At 43.0% G+C, this 1,437-nt stretch carries 1 protein-coding gene; it reads left to right on the top strand.

Going from position 1 to position 1,437, the window contains the following annotated elements; translation table 11 throughout:
* A partial coding sequence (locus tag ACED29_RS21095; RefSeq protein ID WP_371698683.1) for a transposase occupies positions 1 to 1,430 on the top strand: 1,430 nt, incomplete at its 5' end.
* Positions 1,431 to 1,437 lie beyond the last annotated feature (7 nt).

Here is a 1,437-nt window from a genome sequence, read left to right on the forward strand (position 1 = left end):
AAAACAAACTCGATTTATCGGGGTTTGATGCCTGGTATCACAATGATAAAACGGGGGCGGCAGCGTATTCACCAGCAGTGATGCTCAAAATTATTTTACTCGGGTATGCGCATGGTTTAATTAGCAGTCGACGCATTGCTAAGGCGTGTGAAAACAATATTTTGTTCATGAGCGTGTCGGGTGATGTACAGCCACATTACACATCGATAGCGGGTTTTGTGGCTAAAATGCATGAACAAATAGAACCCTTATTTACTCAAGTGCTGCTGATTTGTGATGAAGAAGGGCTCATTGGCCGCAACATGTTTGCCATCGATGGTTGTAAGTTACAGTCAAATGCGAGCAAAGAATGGAGTGGTACATTTGATGAACTTGGCCGTAAAAAAGCAAAACTAGAACGGGCAAGCAAACGCATTATTGAGCGTCATCAAGCCCAAGATGGGTTGAGTGAAGAACTCGTCACACAAGACTTAAACCAAAAAAGAAAGTTAGATAAAAGTGCGGATAAAATCACGGCATTCCTCGCATCACACCAAGAAAAAATAGGCAGCCAAGGTAAGCCTGTGAAAAGCAATATCACCGACCCTGACAGTGCAAAGATGACCACATCCAAGGGCACCATTCAAGGCTACAATGGTATTGCGATAAACGATGATAAACATCAAATTATCTTACAAGCACAAACGTGGGGTTCGGTCGGTGAGCAGCAAACACTCCAGCCAGCAGTCACGCAATTAAAACAACAACTCGATAAGCTCAATCCTGTTAACCCCTCAAGCGAGCACACCATAAAATTCACCGCAGACAGTGGCTTTAACAGTGAAGCTAATCTGGCATTTATGGCACAAAGTGGCTTTGATACCTACATCGCAGACAATCAATTTAGAAAACGAAACCCGTTGTTTCAAGAAAGTGAAACTTACGAAACCGAGCAAGAAAAACGCAGATTAAAACGACGTAATGGCAAGCCTCGATTGTTTACTTCAGATGATTTTCATTATGACGAAGCAACGCAAACTTGCCGATGTCCCGCAGGCAATGAAATGTGGCGAAGCGGTATTAATGTCAAAAGTTATCACCAAGAATACACTCGATTTTGCGGTTATTTAAAAGATTGTAAAACTTGTCCGTTGCAACAGCAATGCATGCGAAAACCGCCGATAAAAACGGGTCGGCAAGTGCAGTTTAAAAATGATGCCTCACGGAAAAAACTGAGTTACACCGACAAAATGAAAGTGAAAATAGACAGCCCAATGGGGCGGCGGCAATATAGCAAACGACTGGGCTGTATCGAACCGGTATTTGGCAATATTACGGTCAACAAAGGGATGAATAAATTGACCTTACGTGGCCAAGCCAAAGTGAATGCCCAGTGGCAACTGTACTGTCTTGTTCATAACATAGAAAAGTTGCAACAAGCGATGCACTAAGAAGGGG

This window comes from Shewanella sp. 5S214 (assembly GCF_041439795.1).
Classification (GTDB): Bacteria; Pseudomonadota; Gammaproteobacteria; order Enterobacterales; family Shewanellaceae; genus Shewanella; species Shewanella vesiculosa.